Origin of the sequence: Pseudomonas mohnii (assembly GCF_900105115.1) — a bacterium.
Classification (GTDB): domain Bacteria; phylum Pseudomonadota; class Gammaproteobacteria; order Pseudomonadales; family Pseudomonadaceae; genus Aquipseudomonas; species Aquipseudomonas mohnii.
Genome location: NZ_FNRV01000001.1, coordinates 2,922,749 through 2,939,405, shown reverse-complemented (window position 1 = coordinate 2,939,405; position 16,657 = coordinate 2,922,749). Strand labels below are relative to the sequence as shown.

At 60.5% G+C, this 16,657-nt stretch carries 15 protein-coding genes and 1 pseudogene; 10 read left to right on the top strand and 6 right to left on the bottom strand.

The window, feature by feature from the left end; genetic code table 11:
• The first annotated feature begins 194 nt into the window (after window positions 1-194).
• From BLV61_RS13565 to BLV61_RS13515, 10 genes are all read left to right on the top strand, one after another.
• Complete coding sequence (locus BLV61_RS13565) at window positions 195-662, top strand: DUF3757 domain-containing protein (protein ID WP_090465690.1); 468 nt, start codon at window positions 195-197, stop codon at window positions 660-662.
• A gap of 457 nt (window positions 663-1,119) precedes the next feature.
• Window positions 1,120-2,067, top strand: coding sequence for a choline ABC transporter substrate-binding protein (locus tag BLV61_RS13560; RefSeq protein WP_047536402.1), 948 nt, complete (start codon window positions 1,120-1,122; stop codon window positions 2,065-2,067).
• A gap of 150 nt (window positions 2,068-2,217) precedes the next feature.
• On the top strand, window positions 2,218-3,135 hold the full coding sequence (locus BLV61_RS13550; RefSeq protein ID WP_090465684.1) for an alpha/beta hydrolase: 918 nt from the start codon (window positions 2,218-2,220) through the stop codon (window positions 3,133-3,135).
• 104 nt (window positions 3,136-3,239) lie between these two features.
• The gene (gene pip, locus BLV61_RS13545) at window positions 3,240-4,211 is read left to right on the top strand and encodes a prolyl aminopeptidase (RefSeq protein WP_047536406.1); all 972 of its coding nucleotides are present in this window, start codon (window positions 3,240-3,242) and stop codon (window positions 4,209-4,211) included.
• Window positions 4,208-4,645 carry a D-aminoacyl-tRNA deacylase gene (gene dtd, locus BLV61_RS13540; protein ID WP_059181779.1) on the top strand — a complete coding sequence of 146 codons (438 nt, stop codon included), beginning with the start codon at window positions 4,208-4,210 and terminating at the stop codon, window positions 4,643-4,645. Before pip ends, dtd begins: the two co-directional genes overlap by 4 nt.
• Window positions 4,646-4,966: 321 nt before the next feature.
• The gene (locus BLV61_RS13535; RefSeq protein ID WP_090469897.1) at window positions 4,967-6,781 is read left to right on the top strand and encodes a glucan biosynthesis protein G; all 1,815 of its coding nucleotides are present in this window, start codon (window positions 4,967-4,969) and stop codon (window positions 6,779-6,781) included.
• Entirely contained in the window at window positions 6,774-9,344 is a 2,571-nt protein-coding gene (gene mdoH, locus BLV61_RS13530) for a glucans biosynthesis glucosyltransferase MdoH (protein ID WP_047536410.1), read from the top strand. Before BLV61_RS13535 ends, mdoH begins: the two co-directional genes overlap by 8 nt.
• Before the next feature lie 223 nt (window positions 9,345-9,567).
• Window positions 9,568-10,365: a transporter substrate-binding domain-containing protein gene (locus BLV61_RS13525; RefSeq protein WP_047536412.1), complete on the top strand. Its 798-nt coding sequence runs from the start codon at window positions 9,568-9,570 to the stop codon at window positions 10,363-10,365.
• Window positions 10,366-10,527: 162 nt separating this feature from the next.
• Entirely contained in the window at window positions 10,528-11,487 is a 960-nt protein-coding gene (locus BLV61_RS13520; protein WP_090465681.1) for an amino acid ABC transporter permease, read from the top strand.
• A complete protein-coding gene (locus BLV61_RS13515; protein WP_090465678.1) occupies window positions 11,480-12,214 on the top strand; it encodes an amino acid ABC transporter ATP-binding protein in 735 nt (244 codons plus the stop codon). The genes BLV61_RS13520 and BLV61_RS13515 overlap by 8 nt, the downstream gene beginning before the upstream one ends.
• A gap of 143 nt (window positions 12,215-12,357) precedes the next feature.
• Here the strand turns inward: BLV61_RS13515 and BLV61_RS32100 are convergent, their stop codons facing one another.
• The 6 genes and pseudogenes from BLV61_RS32100 to BLV61_RS13490 all read right to left on the bottom strand — a co-directional run bounded on the left by BLV61_RS32100 (window position 12,358) and on the right by BLV61_RS13490 (window position 16,640).
• Complete coding sequence (locus BLV61_RS32100) at window positions 12,358-13,071, bottom strand: methyl-accepting chemotaxis protein (RefSeq protein ID WP_425272122.1); 714 nt, start codon at window positions 13,069-13,071, stop codon at window positions 12,358-12,360.
• A gap of 144 nt (window positions 13,072-13,215) precedes the next feature.
• A pseudogene (locus BLV61_RS32095) lies at window positions 13,216-14,274 on the bottom strand (methyl-accepting chemotaxis protein); the annotation flags it as partial.
• 132 nt (window positions 14,275-14,406) lie between these two features.
• On the bottom strand, window positions 14,407-15,114 hold the full coding sequence (locus BLV61_RS13505; protein WP_047536419.1) for a 16S rRNA (uracil(1498)-N(3))-methyltransferase: 708 nt from the start codon (window positions 15,112-15,114) through the stop codon (window positions 14,407-14,409).
• Entirely contained in the window at window positions 15,111-15,905 is a 795-nt protein-coding gene (gene tatC / locus BLV61_RS13500; protein ID WP_047536420.1) for a twin-arginine translocase subunit TatC, read from the bottom strand. The genes BLV61_RS13505 and tatC overlap by 4 nt, the downstream gene beginning before the upstream one ends.
• Window positions 15,902-16,357, bottom strand: coding sequence for a Sec-independent protein translocase protein TatB (gene tatB, locus BLV61_RS13495; RefSeq protein WP_090465671.1), 456 nt, complete (start codon window positions 16,355-16,357; stop codon window positions 15,902-15,904). The genes tatC and tatB overlap by 4 nt, the downstream gene beginning before the upstream one ends.
• 10 nt (window positions 16,358-16,367) lie before the next feature.
• Entirely contained in the window at window positions 16,368-16,640 is a 273-nt protein-coding gene (locus tag BLV61_RS13490) for a twin-arginine translocase TatA/TatE family subunit (protein WP_047536424.1), read from the bottom strand.
• Window positions 16,641-16,657: the final 17 nt, after the last annotated feature.

Sequence of the window (16,657 nt, the reverse complement as noted above, 5' to 3'; positions counted from 1 at the left end):
TGCTGCGCAGTCCGGCGGGCGCAAGTGCCCTTTCATCGTAACAGCCGGGTGATTGGGCGATTACTCTTCGGGACATTCAAGAAGATGCCTACAAGTCCTGTTGCCGTATGCCGAGCTTTTCCTGTCTGAAAGTAATTACTGTTTGAACGAGAGGGAACTCGTTACTCAAGTCATTATTTTTGGAAGGTGTATCAATGAAATTTAAAGCAATAACAGCTGCGATATTAAGCGCGTGCGCATTGGAAGCTCAGGCATTGGACATTGATCATTGCCCTTTGCCCCAGCATATAAAAAACACACTGGGTATCTATACGGCACCGACTGTGAGCCGCAAGGGGCAATGGATCGGGACCGCGTCCGCTTCTCGCACAGCGGCAGATGACCGTTATTCAACAGCGGCGGTGTCGGCTTTCCAGGGTGCGGTGTTTTATACGACAGAGCAAAATGGTACGAGCCGCGGGGTTTTGAGTCGCTGTATGTACTTGAATGACAGTAGAGAGCGCTTGGACTTGTACTATCGCCCGGACGTACGACCCGATCTCGCGGTCAAATTGCTTGACCTGAAACATTGGAAACTTCAGCCCGCGACTTCCACCGGATTAGTTACTTACATGTGCAAAAACAAGCAGCAGGGTGGATGCGTTTTTGCGGTCGTTGAATGACGTATTCCAGGCCGCTGACTGACCGTCATTGCCGTGCAAAAAAACACGGTCAGCACAGTCCGCTTTTTCCGCTCCTTTGCTGCATGAACATCTCAAGCATCGGAACAGGTTTTTGTGTCGAGGGAGCCGACGCGGGTGGTGTTGAAGTAGTTGTTGCAAGGCCTGCTCGCCTGGGGTGAAAAACACGACGGGCATTAAGGCTTCTGTAGGAGCGAGCCTGCTCGCGAAAAACGTCAGGTCAATGTGCGCATTCAGACAGCCCGCGTCATCGTTGTCCTCCATCGTCGGAACGCCGCCCGGATCAAGCTCGCTCCTACAGGCCAGCCTGCTAGTCGCCACCGTGCAAAACACGGTCGCCACAGTTCGCTTTTACCCCTCGTCTGCTGCGTAATGTTCTGGCCACGGTGCACAAAGACACCGAACCCATAACAATCCGCTGCCGCACGAGATCATTCTGATGAAAAGACTGTTCACCCGCTGTCTCTCAATCCTCTGCGGCACCGCTCTGCTGAGCACCAGCGCCCTGGCGGCTGATGACGCTTCCTGCAAAGCCGTGCGCATGGGCGTGGTCAACTGGACCGACGTGATCGCCACCAGCGGCATGGCCGATGTATTGCTCAACGGCCTCGGCTATGAAAGCAAGCAAACCAGCGCCGTGCAGCAAATCATCTTCGCCGGCATTCGCGACAAACGCCTGGATATTTTCCTCGGTTACTGGAAACCGGCGATGGACAAAAACATCGCGCCGTTCCTGGCCGCCAATCAAGTGAAGGTCCTGGACAAACCAAGCCTGGCCGATGCCCAGGCAACGCTCGCGGTGCCTGACTATGTCGCGGCCGCCGGTTTGAAAACCTTTGCCGATATCGCCAGGTTCAAGGATCAGCTCGGGGGCAAGATCTATGGCATCGAACCGGGCAGTGGCGCCAACACCACGATCAAAACCATGATCGAGACCAATCACTTTGGCCTCAAGGACTTCAAACTGATCGAGTCCGGAGAGGCCGGCATGCTCGCTGCCGTGCAACGGGCGGTGAATCGCAAGGAGTTCGTGGTGTTCGTCGGCTGGACCCCGCACCCGATGAACATCAACATGAAAATCGCGTACCTGACCGGCAGCGAAGACGTCTACGGGCCGAACGAAGGGGCGGCGACCGTTTCCACCGTGACCGCCCCGGATTACGCCGAGCGCTGCCCGAACGTCAATCGGCTGCTGGAGAACCTGACCTTCACCGCCGCCCAGGAAAGCCAGTTGATGGTGCCGATCATGGAACGCCAGACGGCGCAGGACGTTGCCAGAAAATGGCTGCGTGAACACCCGGAAGACCTTCAGCGCTGGCTGGCAGGTGTCAGCAGTTTTGACGGCAAGGATGGCGTGGCGGCGGTGCAGGCCAGTCTGAAAAACTGACACCCAAACCCTGTAGGAGCGAGCTCGCTCGCGATAAACCCGAGAACCCCGCGGGGTATCAGGCTTACCGCGTTATCGTTGGCCATTATCGCGAGCAGGCTCGCTCCTACAGGGGTATACATTCCCCCTCCCTGAACGGGCAGCAGTCTCATGGCGCCTTATCCGCTTTCCGAACAGATGACGGCTTTCGTCGAGAAAACCGTCAGTTTCAACAGCACTGACAGCAGCCTCGCCGGATTGCGCCAGGCCTACAGCGAGATGTGCAGGGCGTTCACCCCGCCACGTCCCGCCGGCCTCTACGTGGTGGACTTTGAATTGTCCGGCGTCCCGGTGCGGTCCTATCAACCGCCGGTTTCGCCGCCGACCGGTGGTGCGCCGTGCATCGTCTATCTGCATGGCGGCGGTTGGGTCGTAGGGGGCCTGGACTCCCACGACTTCATTTGTGCCGAACTGGCGTCGACCCTGGGCGTGCTGGTGATTGCGGTCGATTACCGGCTCGCGCCGGAGCATCCGTTTCCGGCGGCGTTCGATGATTGTCTGAAGGCCTGGCGCGGGTTGCGAAGCGGGCCTTTCCGTCTCGACCCCCAACGCACGCTGGTGGCCGGTGACAGCGCCGGTGGCAATCTGGCCGCTACACTGTGCCTGGCATTGCGTGACGCGGGTGAGCCCGTGCCGGCCGCGCAAGTGCTGATCTATCCCGGACTGGGTGGCGATCAACATCTGGCTTCGCGCAGTGAGTGCATCGATGCTCCGTTGCTGAGCAGCAGTGATGTGGATTGTTACCACGCCTTGTACCTGCGGGGCTCCCCGCAGCCTGGGCCCTATGCGATGCCGTTGCTCGCCGCAGATCTTCGCCGATTGCCGCCGGCCTTCATCGCGGTGGCGCAATTCGATCCGCTGCGCGATGACGGTGTGCTGTATGCCGAGCGACTTAATGCTGCCGGCGTAGCAGCGACGTTGTATTACGGCGAGGGCCTGGTACACGGTTGCCTCCGGGCGCGGGGACAGGTTGCCGAGGTCGACAGGCTCTATGAAAACCTGCTCGGTTATCTGGCGCCCAGACTCTGACTCTGCAAGGGCATGCTCATTGGCGTAATTCGGGTTTATGATGCCCAACGGCAGAATAATTGAAGTCCCCCCAGGGATGACCCAGACCCCTTACGGAGCGCGCAATGCAGACTTTGTACCCGCAGATCAAACCCTACGCCCGGCATGATCTGGCTGTCGATGAAACCCATACGCTCTACGTCGACGAAAGCGGTTCACCGGAAGGGTTGCCGGTCGTGTTCATCCACGGCGGCCCCGGCGCCGGGTGTGACGCCCAGAGTCGCTGCTACTTCGATCCAAATCTGTATCGCATTGTTACCTTCGATCAGCGCGGTTGTGGTCGTTCCACCCCCCACGCCAGCCTGGAAAACAACACCACCTGGGATCTGGTCGCCGACCTTGAGCGGATTCGCAAACACCTGGGCATTGAGAAATGGGTGCTGTTCGGTGGCTCCTGGGGTTCGACCCTGGCGCTGGCCTACGCGCAAACCCACCCGGAACGTGTGCACGGTCTGATCGTGCGCGGGATTTTTCTCTGCCGGCCGCAGGAAATCGAGTGGTTCTACCAGGCCGGTGCCAGTCGTCTGTTCCCCGATTACTGGCAGGACTACATTGCGCCGATCCCGCTGGACGAGCGCCACGACTTGCTCACGGCTTTCCACAAGCGCCTGACCGGCAACGATCAAATCGCTCAGATGCATGCGGCCAAGGCCTGGTCCACCTGGGAAGGCCGGACCGCGACCCTGCGTCCCAATCCGCTGTTGGTCGATCGTTTCTCCGAACCGCAGCGTGCACTGTCGATCGCCCGTATCGAGTGCCACTACTTCACCAACAACGCATTCCTCGAGCCGAACCAGTTGATTCGCGACATGGGCAAAATCGCCCATTTGCCCGGCGTGATCGTCCACGGTCGTTATGACGTGATTTGCCCGCTGGATAACGCCTGGGAACTGCACCAGGCCTGGCCGAACAGCGAGCTGCAAATTATCCGTGACGCCGGTCATGCCGCCGCTGAACCGGGGATTACCGACGCCTTGGTGCGTGCCGCTGATCAGATGGCCCGGCGCCTGCTCGACCTGGCTCCTGAAGAAGCATGAAGGGGCTGCTGCAGCGCGTGCGTGGCGCGCGGGTCGAGGTGGCGGGCGAGGTGGTCGGAGCAATCGACCAGGGTTTGCTGGTGCTGGTAGCCGTCGAGCCCGAAGACACTCGGGCCAGCGCCGACAAACTTCTCAATAAGCTGCTTAACTATCGAGTGTTCAGTGACGCCGAGGGCAAGATGAACCTGTCCCTGGCGGACGTGGGCGGCGGGTTGCTGCTGGTCTCGCAGTTCACCCTGGCCGCCGACACCAAGAGCGGGTTGCGCCCGAGTTTCTCGACCGCGGCCCCTCCGGCCCTGGGCGAGGAGCTTTTCGACTATCTATTAGGCAAAGCGAAACAGGTGCATGGCACTGTGGCATCAGGTAGATTCGGCGCGGATATGCAGGTGCACCTGGTCAATGATGGCCCGGTAACCTTCCTGTTACAGACGTAAAACCGCTTGAAACCCTGTTTTGCGCCGTTTTCGACTGAAAACAGGGGTTTTTCCCGATAAATACTTTGTTACCCCTGATGCGTTGTAACGCGGGCTACTAGATAATCGCGCGCTACGGGGATCAGCGTTCGTTGGTCCATTTTGACTTAGGTAGAGACTTGTCCTGAACCGTTTGGGGAATCATTTAGCCCCATCGGAGTCGGAACAATGCTCGCCAACTTGGCAAGAGTGGTCTGTAAGGCCGGTTTTTTCGTACCGGATTCCGTACATACCCTTTAACTGGCCGTTGGTTTTTTGATCTGTTTTCGGCGAGGGTTGCTCGTGATTGTTAGTCCCTGTAACGCACCAAAATTGTCTGCCAAACGGTTTCGTAGCGCTCTGGTAGCGGGCTCTGCTCTGCTCACCTTGCTCAGCGCCGGCCAGCTTTGGGCTTTCAATCTGGATGATGTCTCGGCCAAGGCAAAAGAATTGGCCGGGCAAAAATACGAAGCGCCGCGCAGTAACCTGCCGAACGAATTCCGCGAGATGAAATTCGCGGACTATCAGAAAATTCGTTTTCTGACGGAAAAAGCCGAATGGGCGGACCAGAAAACCCCGTTCAAGCTGTCGTTCTATCACCAGGGCATGCACTTCGATACGCCGGTGAAAATCAACGAAATCACGGCGAACAACGTCGAAGAGATCAAATACGACCCAAGTCGCTTCGACTTCGGCGACGTGAAATTCGATCCAAAAGCCACCGAACAACTGGGCTACGCCGGATTCCGTGTGCTGTACCCGGTCAACAAGGCTGACAAGCAAGACGAAATCATGACCATGCTCGGCGCGAGTTATTTCCGCGTTGTCGGCAAGGGCCACGTCTATGGCTTGTCCGCTCGCGGCATGGCGATCGATACCGCGCTGCCGTCCGGCGAAGAATTCCCGCGTTTTCGCGAATTCTGGATTCAACAGCCCAAACCGGGCGACAAGCACCTGGTGATCTTCGCGTTGCTGGATTCGCCACGGGCGACCGGTGCCTATCGCCTGATCCTGCGTCCGGGCAGCGACACCATCGTCGACGTCAAGGCGCAGATGTTCCTGCGTGACAAAGTCGCCAAGCTTGGCGTTGCGCCGCTGACGAGCATGTACCTGTTCGGCGCCAACCAGCCGTCGAAAGTGCTGAACTACCGTCGCGAATTGCATGATTCCAGCGGTCTGTCGATCCACGCCGGTAACGGCGAGTGGATCTGGCGTCCGCTGAACAACCCGAAACACCTGGCCGTGAGCAACTTCTCGGTCGAAAACCCGCGCGGTTTCGGGCTGCTGCAACGTGGTCGTGACTTCAGCCACTACGAAGACCTCGACGACCGCTACGACAAGCGCCCAAGTGCCTGGATCGAACCGAAAGGCGATTGGGGCAAGGGCTCCGTCGATCTGGTAGAGATTCCGACCGCCGACGAAACCAACGACAATATCGTGGCCTTCTGGAGCCCGGAAAAACTGCCGGAACCTGGCCAGCCGCTCGATGTCGCATATCGTATGCACTGGACCATGGACGAAGCGTCCATCCACGCTCCGGACAGCGCCTGGGTCAAGCAGACCCTGCGCTCCACCGGTGACGTGAAACAGTCCAACCTGATTCGTCAGCCGGACGGTAGCGTCGCCTACCTGGTGGACTTCGAAGGCCCGTCCCTGGCGGCACTGCCAGAGAATACCGACGTTCGCAGCCAGGTGAGCGTTGGCGACAACGCCGAGCTGGTGGAAAACAGCGTGCGTTACAACCCTGAAACCAAGGGCTGGCGCCTGACCCTGCGCATGAAGATCAAGGACCCGAGCAAGTCCACCGAGATGCGTGCGGCGCTGGTTCAGAACGTCACGCCTGCCGACCTGGCCAAGACTTCGATTCCGGCCTCCAGCTCCTCCGTGGCCAAGGCCGACAAGGTCGCCGCCAAACAACAGGAGAAAGCGGACAAGGAAGCCAAGCAGGCCGAGGCCAAACAGGGTGACGCCAAGCCGGTTGCAGAAGCCAAGGACAAGGCCAATAAAGACGCCAAGCAGCCTGTCGCTGCCGATGCGGCCCCAGCCACACCGGAATCGGCATCGACTGAAGAAGTCCTGACCGAGACCTGGAGCTATCAGTTGCCTGCCGATGAGTAATTCACACGTACAGCCAGAGACTCTGTCCGAGTACCTGGCGCACCTGCCGATGACCGACCAGCAGCGCGCGGAACTCGCGGGCTGCCAGTCTTTCAGCGAACTGCACGAACGCCTGTCGTCCCAGGCGTTCGACGCCCCGACCGATGCCGCCCAGGCCTCGGTCGGCAAGCGCCTGACCCTGAGTACCGCCGAAGAGTTGCAGGACGCCGAAATGCTGGTGCTCGACGCCAACGGTCGGGTCTGCCTTAAGGCGACCCCGCCGATCCGTCGGACCAAAGTCGTGCCGGAGCCATGGCGCACCAATATCCTGGTGCGTGGCTGGCGCCGGTTGACCGGCCGCACCAATCCACCCGCGCCGCCAAAAGATGAGCGTGTGCTGCCGGCTGCGCGCTGGCGCACTGTGGGTTCGATCCGTCGCTACATTCTGTTGCTGCTGATGCTGGGCCAGACCATCGTGGCTGGCTGGTACATGAAAGGCATCATGCCGTACCAGGGCTGGTCGTTCGTCGACCTCGAAGAAGTCCTGCACCAACCGCTGCTGCAAACCGCCACGCAAGTGCTGCCGTATGCGTTGCAGACCAGCATCCTGATCCTGTTCGGAATTCTGTTCTGCTGGGTTTCCGCCGGTTTCTGGACGGCACTGATGGGCTTCCTGGAGTTGCTCACCGGTCACGACAAGTACCGCATTTCCGGCGCCAGCGCCGGCAATGAGCCGATTCCGAAAGACGCGCGCACTGCATTGGTGATGCCGATCTGCAACGAAGACGTGCCTCGGGTATTTGCCGGTCTGCGCGCGACCTTCGAGTCGGTCGCGGCCACGGGCGACCTGGATCGCTTCGACTTCTTCGTCCTCAGCGACAGTAACGACGCCGACATCTGCGTTGCCGAACAACAGGCCTGGCTGGACGTCTGCCGCGAGGCCGGTGGCTTCGGCAAGATCTTCTATCGCCGCCGTCGTCGTCGCGTCAAGCGCAAGAGCGGTAACCTCGACGACTTCTGCCGTCGTTGGGGCGGTGACTACAAATACATGGTCGTACTCGACGCCGACTCGGTGATGAGCGGTGAGTGCCTGACCAGTCTGGTGCGCTTGATGGAAGCCACGCCGGACGCCGGGATCATCCAGACCGCGCCGCGTGCGTCGGGCATGGACACCCTGTATGCGCGCATGCAGCAGTTCGCCACCCGTGTGTACGGCCCGCTGTTCACCGCCGGCTTGCACTTCTGGCAGTTGGGCGAATCCCACTACTGGGGCCACAACGCGATCATCCGCATGAAGCCGTTTATCGACCACTGCGCCTTGGCGCCGTTGCCCGGTAAAGGCGCGTTTTCCGGTGCGATTCTGTCCCACGACTTCGTCGAAGCCGCGTTGATGCGCCGTGCCGGCTGGGGCGTGTGGATTGCCTACGACTTGCCTGGCAGTTACGAAGAGCTGCCGCCGAACCTGCTGGACGAACTCAAGCGTGACCGTCGCTGGTGCCACGGCAACCTGATGAACTTCCGCCTGTTCCTGGTCAAGGGCATGCACCCGGTGCACCGTGCGGTGTTCCTCACGGGCGTGATGTCTTACCTGTCGGCACCGTTGTGGTTCTTCTTCCTCGTGCTGTCGACCGCGCTGCTGGCGGTCAACACGTTGATGGAGCCGCAATACTTCCTCGAACCGCGCCAGCTCTATCCGCTGTGGCCACAATGGCACCCGGACAAGGCCATTGCGCTGTTCTCGACCACCATCGTGCTGCTGTTCCTGCCGAAACTGTTGAGCATCATCCTGATCTGGGCCAAGGGCGCGAAAGAGTTCGGTGGCAAGTTCAAGGTGACCCTGTCCATGTTGCTGGAGATGCTGTTCTCCATGCTGCTGGCGCCGGTGCGGATGATTTTCCACACCCGTTTCGTCCTCGCCGCGTTCCTCGGCTGGGCCGCGACCTGGAACTCGCCGCAGCGTGACGACGACTCCACGCCATGGAGCGAAGCGGTCAAACGCCACGGTCCGCAAACCTTGCTCGGCTTCTTCTGGGCCTTGCTGGTGATCTGGCTGAACCCGAGCTTCCTCTGGTGGCTGGTGCCGATTGTCGGTTCGTTGATGCTGTCGATCCCGGTATCGGTGATTTCCAGTCGTGTCGGCCTGGGCCTCAAGTCCCGTGACGAGAGCCTGTTCCTGATCCCCGAGGAATACAATCCGCCGCAGGCGTTGCTGGCCACTGACCAGTACACCCACGAAAACCGCTGGCATGCACTGAACGACGGCTTCATCCGTGCGGTGGTCGATCCTCAGCAGAACGCCCTGGCGTGCTCGCTGGCGACCTCCCGTCACCGTGAGGCGGAACCGATCGAGTGGCTGCGCGTCGAGCGGGTACGGCATGCGATGAAAGTCGGGCCTGAAGGGCTGACCAACAATGAGCGCGTGCAACTGTTGAGCGACCCGGTGGCATTGGCTCGCCTGCATGAGCAGGTCTGGAGCGAAGGTCACCAGGAGTGGCTGGGCGCGTGGCGCAAGTCGGTCATGGCCGACCCCCATGCACCGCTGCTGCCGCTCAAGCCCGTGAGCGTTCAGCCACAGTTGGCCTGATGAAAAAACCCGCGAAAGCGGGTTTTTTTATGATCGTTCGCCAGTGATGGGGCCACCAGCATCAGGCAACAAATCCTGCCTAAACCCTTGTGCAATCGAGTGAGTGCGTTAGCATCCGTCCCCGAATGGGTGCGCCCGGACCGTTTCGTGTCCGTATCTGTCTGTTTTTATTCGAAAACTGTCGATTTGGCGCCGCAAATGCAATGGTTTTGGGGGCTTGAAGATGAAGAAGTATCTGTCGATGCTGCTGGTCGGCGTCACGGCATTGGTTGCAGTCAACGCGGCACAGGCCGGTGCCATCGATGACGCGGTCAAACGCGGCACCTTGAAAGTCGGCATGGACCCGACCTACATGCCATTCGAAATGACCAACAAGCGTGGCGAGATCATCGGTTTTGAAGTCGACCTCCTCAAAGCCATGTCCAAGGCGATGGGCGTCAAGCTGGAGCTGGTGTCCACCGGTTACGACGGCATCATCCCGGCCCTGCTTACCGACAAGTTCGACATGATCGGCAGCGGCATGACCCTGACCCAGGAACGTAACCTGCGCCTGAACTTCAGCGAACCCTTCATCGTGGTCGGCCAGACGTTGCTGATCCGCAAGGAGCTGGAGGGCACCATCACGTCCTACAAAGACCTGAACACCGCCGACTACCGCATCACTTCCAAACTCGGCACGACGGGCGAATTGGTCGCCAAAAAGTTGATCGCCAAAGCCAAATACCATGGCTACGACAACGAGCAGGAAGCCGTGCTCGACGTGGTCAACGGCAAGGCGGATGCCTTCATCTACGACGCGCCTTACAACGTGGTCGCGGTGAACAAGGTCGGCAACGGCAAACTGGTGTTCCTCGACAAGCCGTTCACTTACGAGCCCCTGGCGTTTGGTCTGAAGAAGGGTGATTACGACAGCATCAACTTCATCAACAACTTCCTGCACCAGATCCACGAAGACGGCACCTACGATCGTATCCATGACAAGTGGTTCAAGAGCACCGAGTGGCTCAAGGACATGGAGTAACACTCGGTCACGTAGACCGCGTCGCTGCAATCGCGAGCAAGCTCGCTCCCTCGGTTGATCCGGTTGAACCCAGGTTTTGTGCCCGGCACAACCCCTGTGGGAGCGAGCTTGCTCGCGATTGCGGCCTGCCATGCGACACAGAATTCGGAACTTGCAAAATAGATGAAACAGAAAAAAGCCCAATGGCCCTGGCACGTATTGACCGTGCTGGTGCTGATCGGCCTGGCTGGTGCGTTGTATTACGCCACCTCGCTGATGTCCTACGAATGGCGCTGGAACCGCGTTCCGCAATACTTTGCCTACCACGCCGAAGAGTCCCAGCGCGCCGCCGACATCTCCACCGTCAGCGAACTGGTGCGCAAGGGCGACAAGGCTGAAGTGACCCTGCGCAACGATGCGGGCGACGAGCAACGCCTGATCGTCGATGACAACAGCCTGCAAGTCGCCCAGGGCGATGATGTGGCCGAAGGCGATGTCATCGGCGTGACCCGTCATTGGGCCGCAGGACCGTTGCTGTGGGGCCTCTGGACCACCCTGTGGCTGTCGGTGGTGTCCGGTGTGCTTGGCCTGTTGATCGGTCTCGCCACCGGTCTGTGCCGGCTGTCGAACAACCCGACCCTGCGTGACCTCTCGACCCTTTACGTCGAACTGGTCCGCGGTACGCCGTTGCTGGTACAGATTTTTATTTTCTACTTCTTCATCGGTACGGTGATGAACCTGTCCCGGGAGTTCGCCGGGATCGCCGCGCTGTCGCTGTTCACGGGTGCCTATGTGGCGGAAATCATCCGTTCCGGCGTGCAGTCGATCGCCCGTGGCCAGAACGAAGCCGCGCGTTCGCTGGGCTTGAGTGCCGGCCAGTCGATGCGTCACGTGGTGTTGCCGCAAGCGTTCAAACGCGTGCTGCCGCCCCTGGCCGGGCAGTTCATCAGCCTGGTCAAGGACACTTCGCTGGTGTCGGTGATCGCGATTACCGAGCTGCTGAAAAGCGGTCGCGAAGTCATCACCACCTCGTTTTCGCCGTTCGAAATCCTGTTCTGCGTCGCCGGCCTGTACCTGTTGATCAACCTGCCGCTGTCGAAAATCGCCAGCCGGCTTGAGCGGAGGCTCGCGCAAAGTGATTGAAGTCCGCGATCTGGTAAAAGTCTTCGACACCCGTGGCCAGGTGGTGCGCGCGGTGGATAACGTCAGCACAACCGTCGCCAAGGGCGAAGTGTTAGTGGTGATCGGCCCCTCCGGTTCCGGCAAGTCGACCTTTCTGCGCTGCCTCAATGGCCTGGAAGAATTCGATTCGGGTTCGGTGAGCATTGACGGTGTGCAACTGGCCGACCCGAAAACCGATGTGAATGCCTATCGTCGCGAAGTCGGCATGGTGTTTCAGCATTTCAACCTGTTCCCACACATGACCGTGCTGGAAAACCTCTGCCTGGCGCAGAAGGTCGTGCGCAAGCGTGGCAAGAAAGAGCGCGAGGCCAAGGCCATGGCGTTGCTGGAAAAGGTCGGTATTGCGCAGAAGGCCAATGAGTTCCCCTCGCGCCTGTCCGGCGGCCAGCAGCAGCGCGTGGCGATTGCCCGGGCGCTGGCGATGGAGCCGAAGGTCATGCTGTTCGACGAGCCGACGTCGGCGCTGGATCCGGAGATGGTCGGTGAAGTGCTGGACGTGATGAAAAACCTGGCCGTGGAAGGCATGACCATGGTTTGCGTCACCCACGAAATGGGCTTCGCCCGGGAAGTGGCGGACCGGGTGCTGTTCTTCGATCACGGCAAATTGCTCGAAGACGCCTCACCGGCGGAGTTCTTCAATGCACCGAAGGATCCGCGGGCGCAGGCGTTTTTGCGGCAGGTCCTTTAAAAGCAACGGCCTGGGGGGCCGCTCATCGCTAGCAGGCTAGCTCCCACAGGGTTTGGTGTGGACACCAAAAATCCACTGTGGGAGCCAGCCTGCTGGCGATTGCATCACCTCGGTTCTAAGCGAGCTGAGGCAAATGAATCACCTCAAACCCGGAACCGCCCCACCAGCATCTGCAGATGAGTCCCCAGCCGCGCCAGCTCAGCGCTGGACGCCGCCGTTTCTTCGCTCGCCGCTGACGTCTGATCCGACACATCCCTCACGTTCAGCACGCTGCGGTTGATCTCTTCCGCCACGGCGCTCTGCTGCTCGGCAGCGGCGGCAATCTGCTGGTTCATCGCCTGGATCGCCGACACGGTGCGGGTGATGCTTTCCAGTGAGCCACCGGCGCGGCGGGTCAGTTCGACGCTGCTGTCGGTCAGGCTGCGGCTGTTGTCCATGATGGTCGCCACTTGCTGGGTGCCGCTCTGCAGGCCGACGATCAGTTCTTCGATCTCTTCGGTGGATTTCTGGGTGCGCTGGGCCAGGCTGCGGACTTCGTCGGCGACCACGGCAAAACCGCGCCCGGCCTCACCCGCGCGCGCCGCTTCGATCGCTGCGTTCAGCGCCAGCAGGTTGGTTTGCTGGGCCACGGACTTGATCACGTCGAGGACGCTGCCGATCTTGTCGCTTTCACACTTGAGCTCGCCCATGGCCTCGGTGGAGTGACTGACTTCCAGGGCCAGGCGCTCGATCTGTGCGATCGCTTCAGCCACCACCTTGTCGCCTTCACGGGCCTGCTGGTCGGCAGCGACAGCGGCCTCGGAGGCTTCTTCGGCGTTGCGCGCGACTTCCTGCACCGTGGCGGTCATTTCATTCATGGCGGTCGCCACCTGGTCGGTTTCGACTTTCTGGCTATTGACCCCGGCGCTGGTCTGCTCGGTGACCGCCGACAACTGTTCGGCGGCGCTGGCGATTTGCGTGACACCATCACTGATGCCGCCGATCAGTTCGCGAAGGCCCAGGGTCATGCTCTGAATGGCACGTTGCAACTGGCCCAATTCGTCCTGGCGTTTGGAGGTCAGGTTGTGAGTCAGGTCGCCGGCAGCGATGCGCTCGGCCACTTTGAGGGTCTGACCCAGCGGGATCACGATCTGCCGGGTGATCGACCACGCGGCAAACAGGCCAAAGGCGAGCGCCAGTGCGGTGGCCAACAGCAACGTGTTCTTGGCGTGGGCGACATCGGTGTCACGCACGATCGTTTGCGAAATGGTGAGCTTCTTGCTGACGTCGATCAGGATCTGACCTTGCGCCGCCATGCGTTGGAGCGCGTCGACGCTAGCGACCTGGGCATCACGGAACTGTCTGACCGCCGCGCGGTAGGCTTTGAGGGATTCGGCGGCCTGCTGCAGATTGGCGGTGTGTTGTTCCGGCAGTGTGGATGGCAGGTTTTCGAGGTACTTCAGCGTGCTGTCAATGGCATCCAGTGCGGGCTGCTCGGCCTCGGTCTTGCCGCTGTAGGTGTAGCCGCGAACCTGGAAGCGTGCTTGCTGAAGCAGTTTGCTCAGGTTGATCACGCTGTTGAAGGCGCTGAGGCTGTCGCCCTGCAGCATCGATTTTTCCACTTCGGCCACGCGAGCCGCCGCGTTGTCTGCCGTGGCGCCGAGTTTGCTGCGGGCGTCTTCACGACTGGTACCGGCCTGGATCATGGCGGCGAAGGCTTGCTTGTACTGGCCGACGGCGGCCAGTTGCTGTTCGATCATGGCCGCGTCGGCAGGCTGATCGATCATCTTGCGGGCGGATTGCAGGCTGGTGTCGAGCTTGACCAACTGCTCGTTGACGGCGCCCGTGCCTTGTTCGCCATGCTGCATTTCATAGTTAAGGCGCGCAACGCGCAGGTCTTTGGTCAGGTCGTTGATTTCGGAAATGAATGCCAGCTTATCGCCGCGGCTCGTCACGTCGCTCAGGCCGGTCCAGCCGGTGACCGTGGTCAGCAGCGTCAGCAGCAAGACAAGACCGAAGCCGATGCCCAATTTGCGATTAACGCCTACGTTTCCCAGCTTATCGGCCAGCCATGGGTACATGCTGCAACTCCCTCAAACAACATATTGATTTTGAGGGTATATCGGCGGGCGAGCCGGGTTCTGTAGGCGTCGCCCGACGGGTGGCAGATGAAAGGCCTGTGGGCGAGCCTGCTCAGGGGGGAAGTGTCTGGTTTAGAAGAGTCGTGCCAGCAGGGCGGTGACGGCGGTCTCAACCCGCAGGATGCGCTCGCCCAATTGCACCGGCTGCAAACCGGCTTTGCCGAACAAGTCGATTTCGTAAGGAATCCAGCCACCCTCCGGACCGATGGCCAGGGTCACCGGTTCGCTCAGCGCGCGCGGGCAGGGCGGGTAATGGCCCGGATGGCCGACGAGGCCAAGGGTGCCTTCGACGATGGCCGGCAGGCGATCTTCGACGAACGGCTTGAAGCGTTTCTCGATGACGACTTGCGGCAGCACGCTGTCCCGGGCCTGTTCGAGGCCGAGGATCAACTGCTCGCGAATCGCTTCAGGCTCCAGGAACGGGGTCTGCCAGAAGCTCTTCTCGACGCGATAGCTGTTGACCAGCACGATTCGTGGCACACCCATGGCCGCCACGGTCTGGAACACCCTGCGCAGCATCTTGGGCCGTGGCAGGGCCAGCACCAGGGTCAATGGCAGCTTGGCCGGCGGTGGCTGGTCGAGGGTGACGCGCAATTCCGCTTCATCGGCATCCAGGCGCAGCACCTCGGCCGAACCCATCAGCCCGTCGATACGCCCGACACGCATGCTGTCGCCGACTTCGCAGCGGTGGACTTCCTGCATGTGGGTCAACCGGCGATCACGCAAGATCACCCGGTCGGCCGCGATGAAGTCGGCCGATTCAAGGAGCAGGAGGTTCACGCTTGGGTCGCTGGCGGCTGGTCGTTGTGATCGTCAGCCGGCTGATCGTCCGGATGTTCGCCGCGCTTGCTGACCAGGCTGCCAAACAGGATGCCGATCTCGAACAGCAGCCACATCGGTACGGCCAGCAGGGTCTGCGAGAAGATATCCGGCGGCGTCAGAATCATGCCGACCACGAAGCAGCCGATGATCACGTACGGGCGGATTTTCTTCAGGTATTTGACGTCGACCACGCCGATCCAGACCAGCAGCACCACGGCCACCGGAATCTCGAACGCGACACCGAAGGCGAAGAACAGCGTCATGACGAAGTCGAGGTAGCTGGTGATGTCGGTCATCATTTCCACGCCGGCCGGCGTGGCGGCGGCGAAGAATTTGAAGATCAGCGGAAACACCAGGTAATAGGCGAACGCCATGCCGGTGTAGAAGAGCATGATGCTGGAGATCAGCAAGGGCACGGCAATGCGCTTCTCGTGCTTGTACAGGCCCGGCGCGATGAAGCCCCAGATCTGGTGCAGGATCACCGGGATCGCCAGGAACAGCGACACCATCATCGTCAGTTTCAGCGGCGTCAGGAATGGCGACGACACATCGGTGGCGATCATCGTCGCGCCTGCTGGCAAATAGGCGCGCAGCGGCGTCGAGACGAAGGTGTAGATCTGCTGGGTGAAGGCGAACAACCCGGCGAAGATGACGAAGATCGCCGCTACGCAGCGCAGCAGGCGGGTACGCAACTCGGTGAGGTGCGAAACCAGCGGCATGTGCTGGTCGTTTTCAGGAAGATCGCTCATGGGGCTCGCGGCGGCAGTGTTGGGTCATGAGGAGCCGGCGCGACAGGCGCGGCGGCTGGAGCAGCGGGTTCAACCGCAGGTGCCGCCACAACGGGCGCCGCTTCGGTTGTCGCGACAACGGGGGCTGGTGCAGGCGTTGGCGTGGCAGCCGCGGGTGTGTGGATCGACTGCTCGCCCACATGCTCCACCGGCGTCGGCTCCTGCTGGGTCGGCGTGAAGATCTTCCGCGCCTCCTGCTCAAGCGACAGGATGTGCTCGTTGTGCAGTTGCCGACGAATCTCGTCGGCACCGATTTCACGTTCAACTTCCTGTTTGATCGCGTTGAAGCTGCGCTTCAGACGCCCGACCCACAGGCCGGCGGTGCGCGCAGCGCCCGGCAGACGCTCGGGCCCCAGCACCAGCAGGGCGACGAGGCCGACGAGCAGCAGTTCAGAGAAGCTGATACCAAACATTAGTCAGTGCTCACACGTCTTTGCGGATCGGCTCTTCGACTTTTTGCGCCTGCACGTCGATGGTGTGCGGCTGGTTGACAGAGGGCTGTGGTTGAGCGGGCGGAACAGGTTGGGCCGGCGTCGCGGTCGGATCAGCCGGTTTTTCGTCGTCGTTCATGGCTTTGCGGAAGCCTTTGATCGATTCGCCGACGTCGGTGCCGAGGTTTTTCAGTTTCTTGGTGCCGAACACCAGTACCACGACAACCAGGATGACGATCCAGTGTTTCCAGTCAAAAATGCCCATGCTGCTGCTCCTCTCTA